At 32.9% G+C, this 7,436-nt stretch carries 5 protein-coding genes; 2 read left to right on the forward strand and 3 right to left on the reverse strand.

Features of this window, described 5'->3' with window-relative positions; genetic code table 11:
- Nucleotides 1–87: 87 nt before the first annotated feature.
- Both B4E95_RS09795 and B4E95_RS09800 read right to left on the reverse strand, forming a co-directional pair.
- Nucleotides 88–1,281 carry an IS256 family transposase gene (locus B4E95_RS09795; RefSeq protein ID WP_291091370.1) on the reverse strand — a complete coding sequence of 398 codons (1,194 nt, stop codon included), beginning with the start codon at nt 1,279–1,281 and terminating at the stop codon, nt 88–90.
- 104 nt (nt 1,282–1,385) lie between these two features.
- Complete coding sequence (locus B4E95_RS09800) at nt 1,386–2,411, reverse strand: M28 family peptidase (RefSeq protein ID WP_291091371.1); 1,026 nt, start codon at nt 2,409–2,411, stop codon at nt 1,386–1,388.
- A gap of 140 nt (nt 2,412–2,551) precedes the next feature.
- On the opposite strand from B4E95_RS09800, the gene B4E95_RS09805 reads away from it, so the two are divergent.
- Both B4E95_RS09805 and aspS read left to right on the forward strand, forming a co-directional pair.
- Nucleotides 2,552–4,459 (forward strand): amino acid permease, encoded by a 1,908-nt coding sequence (locus B4E95_RS09805; protein ID WP_291091372.1) that lies wholly within the window; start codon nt 2,552–2,554, stop codon nt 4,457–4,459.
- A 120-nt stretch (nt 4,460–4,579) separates the two neighbouring features.
- Complete coding sequence (aspS, locus tag B4E95_RS09810; RefSeq protein WP_291091373.1) at nt 4,580–6,337, forward strand: aspartate--tRNA ligase; 1,758 nt, start codon at nt 4,580–4,582, stop codon at nt 6,335–6,337.
- Nucleotides 6,338–6,638: 301 nt separating this feature from the next.
- Here aspS and B4E95_RS09815 read toward each other — a convergent pair whose 3' ends face one another.
- On the reverse strand, nt 6,639–7,232 hold the full coding sequence (locus tag B4E95_RS09815) for an RNA polymerase sigma factor (RefSeq protein WP_291072674.1): 594 nt from the start codon (nt 7,230–7,232) through the stop codon (nt 6,639–6,641).
- Nucleotides 7,233–7,436: the final 204 nt, after the last annotated feature.

The following is a 7,436-nucleotide window of genomic DNA, read 5'->3' on the forward strand; positions in this document are numbered from 1 at the left end:
ATCCCTTCAATTGAAGGGATTTTTTGGCTTTATATGGCACTCTCCTTTAAAGTGTGTAAGTTATAAATAACTTGGGTTAGGATATTTTTAAATTCTAACCCTTTTTTGATATAAATTCAAGAATTGATGTAAAATAATTCCCCAATTATGTATTGGCATAGACCATTTTTTGGTTGCTTCTCTTACCGCCAAATATACGGATTTCATAACAGCTTCGTCGGTTGGAAATGATAATTTATTTTTGGTGTATTTTCTGATTTTTTCGTTCAAATTCTCAATAAGATTAGTTGTGTAAATGATTTTTCTGATCTCTAAAGGAAATTCGAAAAAGACACTCAAATCTTCCCAATTGTTTCTCCAGCTGGCTACAGCGTACGAATATTTAGACTCCCATTTCATTGCAAAATCTTCCAAAGCCGCTTCAGCAGCTTGCCTGTTGGGAGCTGTGTAAATCAATTTCATATCAGCTGTGAATTCTTTTTTGTCCTTCCAAACTACAAATTTACATGCATTTCTGATCTGATGAACGACACAAATTTGAGTTTTAGATTCAGGAAAAATTGTTCGAATTGTATCCGTAAAACCATTCAGATTATCCGTAGCAGTGATTAAAATATCCTCTAAACCGCGCGCTTTCATATCCGTTAAAACGCTCATCCAGAAGGATGATGATTCGTTTTTACCAAGCCACAAGCCCAAAACTTCTTTCAAACCATCGGTTCTTAATCCGACCGCTATATAAACGGTTTTATTGATGATTTTTGAGTTTTCGCGAACTTTGAAAACGATTCCATCCATCCAAACAATCAAGTAAACAGGTCCTAATGGGCGATTTTGCCAAGCAATAATGTCAGCGGTAACCGCCTCAGTGATGCGTGAAATGGTGGATGTAGAAACCTCGAAATTGTACATTTCGCGAATCTGTTCTTCGATATCCGAAACGCTCATTCCTTTGGCATAAAGCGATACAATGATGTTTTCTAAGCCATCAACCATGCTTTTGCGTTTGGGAATCAACATTGGATTAAAACTCGCTTCGCGATCTCTGGGAACCTGAATTTCAGATTCGCCTAAACTCGTTTTGATCGTCTTTGTGCCATAGCCATTTCGACTATTCGTATCTTTCGATTTATCGTGTTTAGGATAATCCAAATGCCCGTCCAATTCACCTTTGAGCATCGTTTCGATTGCGCGTTTTTGAAGGTTTTGTAAAAAACTTGATAATTCTTCGCTAGTTTTAAACTGCTTGAAAAATTCTTCTGAAAATAATTCTTCCTTCATAACAAACTGTGTTTTTAAAGTTAATAAAAAATGACTTAAGTTGTTCAACCCAAGTTATTTTACTTACACAGTTTGTGAGATAGTGTCCTTTATATTCTTAATAATTATCTTGTCGAAGGCATTGGAGATTCTTTGTCTACAACTGGTCTATTTTCGGCGTTTGCTAAAATCCAAATTGTATTAAAAGCTAATTTTGTACGACGTGTCAATAAATCATATTCAATTTTATCTGGCGTATCTCCTGGTTTGTGGTAATCATCGTGCACTCCATTGAAAAAGAAAACAGACGGAATATTATGTTTTGCAAAGTTGTAGTGATCCGAACGATAATAAAAACGATTTGGATCATCTGGTGTATTGTAACGCATATCCAAATCAATTCCTAGACCATCATTTGCCGCTAAAACAGCTTTGTGTAAATCAGAAGACAACATTTCAGATCCAATAACATACACAAAATCTCTTGTTTTTTCGTTGTGCTCATAATCTACGCGCCCAATCATATCAATATTGACATTTGCAATTGTATTTGCAAGAGGAAAAATTGGATGCTCCGAATAATATTTAGAACCTAATAAACCTTTTTCTTCACCAGAAACATGTAACAATAAAACCGAACGTTTTGGACGGATTCCTTTCTTCTCAGCTTCGCGGAAAATACGACCAATTTCCATCACAGCAACAGTTCCAGAACCGTCATCATCAGCACCAGCATATAATTTTCCATCTTTTATTCCTTCGTGATCATAATGTGCCGAAATCACCACAATTTCTTCTGGTTTTTCTGATCCTTTGATGAATCCCATCACATTTCTCATTTGACCTTTTACTCGGTTAAAAGTTCCAGCAGGAATAATTTGGAAATAATTATTATTTGGTCCATTAATTCCTAATTCTTTGTAATAATTAGAGATATAGTTTCCCGCTTTTATTTCGCCTTCAGTTCCAGCATTTCTACCTTCCATATCAGGCGCAGCAATGATGTAAAGCTGTTTTTTTAATTCAGCTTCAGAAATTTTGTCTGTATATTTTACAAGACTCTTTTGATATTTCTCCTGAGAAATTGGTTTTGTAGAATCACAACTTACTAAAGTAGCAGTTAAAGCAATTGCAAATAAAAATTGTTTCATGTTAATTTTTTGAATTAAATTTAAAATTAATCTAACCAAGCAGAATAAAAAAGAAAATTTGAATAAAAAACCAATATTTATACGGATTCTATCCGATTTTGGGATTGTCTTTTTTATATTTGCCCGTTTTTAAATAAATTATGTCACAATTATTCAGAAAAAAATCTGTCGAATCCATTTTAGCAGAATCTGCAAAGAACACGACTACAATGAAAAGAACTTTAGGTGTTCGAGATTTAACAGGTTTTGGTATCGCCGCAATTGTTGGAGCTGGTATTTTTAGTACTATTGGTCGAGCAAGCTTTGAAGGTGGACCAGCAGTTATCTTCTTATTTATTTTTACAGCAATAGCCTGTGGTTTCACAGCATTTGCTTATGCAGAATTTGCTTCGTTAGTACCTGTTTCGGGTAGTGCGTATACATATAGCTATGTTGCATTTGGAGAATTATTTGCTTGGGTAATTGGTTGGGCATTGATTATGGAATATGCGATTGGAAATATTGTTCTCGCGATTTCGTGGAGTGATTATTTTACCACCTTGCTCTCCGGAATGGGATTGCATCTGCCAGAATGGATGACAATGGATTATTTCACTGCGAGAGAAGGTTTTGAGTTTGTTTCGAATGAATTAGCGAAAGGTAAAACATTAGAAGGAATTGCAAATTCGCCTTATGCACAAGAGATTCCGAAATATTTAGCTTTCAAAGATGCTCCATATTTAGGATTTAATTTAGTGGTGGATATTCCTGCATTAATCATTACTTTTTTGATTACAGCTTTGGTTTATCGTGGAATTAATGAATCGAGAAAAGCAAGTAACGCAATGGTTGTGTTAAAATTAGCAGTGGTACTTTTGGTAATTGTGGTTGGTGCTTTTTATGTGAATCCTGATAATTGGAATCCTTTTGCACCGAATGGAATAGGAGGTGTTTTGGCTGGAGTTTCTTCTGTTTTTTACGCTTATATTGGGTTTGATGCGATTAGTACAACTGCGGAAGAATGTAAAGATCCGAAGCGTGATTTGCCTCGTGGAATTTTTGCTTCAATTATTATTTGTACTGTTTTATATGTACTGATTGCTTTGGTGATTACGGGAATGGTTCATTATTCTGAATTGAATGTTGGAGATCCTTTGGCGTATGTTTTCGATAAAATTCAAGATTTAAAATGGTTGGCAGGAATTATTGCTTTTTCTGCTGTAGTAGCGATGGCAAGTGTATTTATTGTTTTTCAAATTGGACAACCTCGTATTTGGATGACAATGTCTCGTGATGGTTTATTGCCAAAGAAATTTTCTACCATTCACCCAAAATTTAAAACGCCTTCTTTTGCAACTATTTTTACTGGATTTGTAGTTGGAGTTCCTATTTTATTTACAGATTTGGAATTGGTTGTTGATGCTTGTTCTATCGGAACTTTGTTTGCTTTTGTGTTAGTTTGTGCTGCTGTACTTCGTATGGATGCCGATCCAAATGCGAAAAGAGGAAATTTTAAAACGCCTTTTATCAATGCAAAATACATTATGCCAATTGTAACTGCTGTGATTGTATTTTTATGCGCAACAACATTTAAAGATGATTCGATTGATTTCTTTACGAATAAACCGCAACCTATGCCAGTTGAACATTTTGTAAGCTCGTTATCGCCAAAAGAATTAAAAGATTCTTATGCAACAATTAATGAATTAACAGGATCTGAAATTGAATTTTTGGATGATTATTTGGCACAATTATCACTAGAACAATATAAATCTACGTTGAGCAAATTACCAGTTTATGAAGATAAGAAGATGGAAAAAGGTTGGGATGTTTTCAAACACAAAATTCCAATGATTCTATTCTTAATGATTTATGTTTTTATGGTAGTTAGAACATTTTTCAAAAGAACTTCTATTATTCCGTTAGCAGGAATGTTGTGTTGTTTTTATATGATGGCGCAATTAGGATTGAAAAACTGGATGATCTTCTTGGTTTGGATTGCAATTGGTTTAACAATTTATTTCACTTACGGTTATAAACATAGTAAGTTGAGAAATCAAAATTCATAATAGTTAAAGCGATTCAAAATTGAATCGCTTCTTTTTATTAAATTTATTTTCTCAAATAAGTTATATAACTTCTTTATTTCACCTCAAAACTTTACCTTTGTTCAATAAATTTGACGACAAATGTTTAGAACTCATACTTGTGGTGAATTAACACAAGCCAACATTAATGAAAAAGTAACGTTAAGCGGTTGGGTATCAACGCTACGTGACAAAGGTTTTATGATGTGGATCGATTTACGTGATCGCTATGGAATTACACAAATCATCTTAGATGAAGAACGTTCTTCGAAAGAATTATTTGAAACTGCTCGTCATTTAGGACGCGAGTTCGTAATTCAAGTTACAGGAACTGTAATCGAAAGAGCTTCAAAAAATCCAAACATTCCAACAGGGGATATTGAAATCTTAGCAGAAAACATTACAATTTTGAATGAATCTGCATTGCCTCCATTTACAATTGAAGATAATACAGATGGTGGAGAAGATATCCGTATGAAATATCGTTATTTAGATATTCGTCGTAATCCAGTAAAAGAAAAATTAATCTTCCGCTCTAAAGTTGCGCAGGAAGTGCGTAAATATTTAGATGCACAAGAATTTGTAGAAGTTGAAACTCCAGTTTTAATCAAATCTACGCCAGAAGGTGCGCGTGATTTCGTGGTTCCATCTCGTATGAATCCAGGTGAATTTTATGCATTACCACAATCGCCACAAACATTCAAACAATTATTAATGGTAGGAGGTCTTGACCGCTATTTTCAAATTGTAAAATGTTTCCGTGACGAAGATTTACGTGCAGACCGTCAACCAGAGTTTACACAAATTGACTGTGAAATGTCATTTGTTGAACAAGAAGATATCATGAATGTTTTCGAAGGTTTAGCTAAACATTTATTACATACTTTTAAAGGTTTAGAATTTGATCAATTTCCAAGAATGACATTTGCAGAAGCAATGCGGCTTTATGGAAATGATAAACCAGATATCCGTTTTGGAATGGAGTTCGGTGAAATTACAGACTTAGCGAAAGGAAAAGATTTTAAAATCTTTGATGAGCAAGAATTAATTGTTGGTATTGCTGCCGAAGGTTGTAATGCTTACACACGTAAAGAAATTGATAAATTAATTGAATGGGTTCAACGTCCTCAAATTGGGGCAACTGGACTTGTTTGGGCACGTTATAACGAAGACGGAACGTTCAAATCTTCTGTAGATAAATTTTATTCACAAGAAGATTTAGCAGCTTGGGCTGAGCGTATGAACGCAAAACGAGGTGACTTAATGTTGGTAATGTCAGGAAATACAAACAAAGTTCGTGCGCAATTATCGGCTTTACGTATGGAAATTGCAGAGCGTTTAGGATTACGTAATCCAGAAGTTTTTGCACCATTATGGGTTGTCGATTTTCCATTATTAGAATGGGACGAAGAATCTGAAAGATATCACGCAATGCACCATCCATTTACTTCTCCAAAACCAGAGGATATGGAATTAATTGCAACTAATCCAGGTGAAGTTCGTGCAAATGCATACGATTTAGTATTAAATGGTAATGAAATCGGTGGAGGTTCTATTCGTATTTTCGATAAAGAAGTTCAAGCAAGAATGTTTGAATTATTAGGATTTACGCCAGAACAAGCAGAAGCGCAATTTGGTTTCTTAATGAACGCTTTCAAATACGGAGCGCCACCTCACGGAGGTTTAGCATTCGGTTTTGACCGTTTTGTATCAATTTTAGATGGTTCTGAAACAATTCGTGATTACATCGCATTCCCTAAAAATAATTCAGGTCGTGATGTCATGATTGATGCTCCATCTCCGATTGACCAAACTCAAATGGATGAACTGAGTATTGCGTCAACATTTGTTGCAAAATAAAAATTTTCTATAAATATTAAAGACTACTTATTTAAGTAGTCTTTTTTTGTTTCAAATTATAGATATATAAAAAGCCTAAAATTTATAAAATTTCAGGCTTTTCTAATCTTTATTAAAATAAATTAATTTAAATTAATGATATAATCCTCATGTAATATCGTTGATTTAATAAACTTAATTGCCTTTGAAAAAGATAATATTTTGATTATAGTAAACTGTTGCGGTTCTTGATTTTCTGAATAAAATCCAATCATAAATAACTTATTTTACTTAAAAAACGCTAATAAGATAAGTTTATTTTTTAATCAACTGTTAAAATAATGTTATTATTATAAATCACTTTTCTAAGATTGATAATAGCGTATCGCATTCTCCCTAATGCTGTATTTATACTAACATCAGTTTCTTCTGCAATTTCCTTAAAACTTAATTCTTTAAATATTCTAAGTTCTAATACTTCTCTTTGATCTTCTGGTAACTGAGTGACTAAATTTCTTAAATCATTTTCAATTTGTGATTTAATGATTTTAGTTTCAGAACATTCATCACTTATACCAATAAAGTCAAAAATATTATATTCTTCATTGTAACCAACAGTTTCGCTAACCGTTGGCATTCTTTTGTTTGATCGAAAATAGTCAATAGTTAAATTGTGAGCAATACGCATAACCCAAGGCAAAAATTTACCTTCTTCGTTATATCGTCCACTTTTTAATGTAAGGATTACTTTGATAAAAGTGTCCTGAAATATATCTTCAGTGACATCTTTATCTAAGACTTTAGAGTATATAAAACTATAGATTCTTCCTTTGTATTTCTCTATCAATGTTTCTAAAGCATTTTCATTACCTCTTAAATAATCTTGGATTAATAAAGAGTCGTCTTCATAGTTCATAGTAGCAATTGTTAATTTTTAAAGTAGAATTAAATCTATAGGCTGTATTTTTTTGTTTATTCAAATATAAGTAAACAAAAATTTCTTACAATTTTTTAACATAATTATTCATAATTTTTTTTAAAAATTTCTTAAAAAAATAAATAATTGTTAATTTTTGCTATTATGTATAATAATGTATTCACTTTATTGTGGATTTAATAA

Source organism: Empedobacter sp. UBA7494 (genome assembly GCF_002478465.1).
Taxonomy (GTDB): Bacteria; Bacteroidota; Bacteroidia; order Flavobacteriales; family Weeksellaceae; genus Empedobacter; species Empedobacter falsenii_B.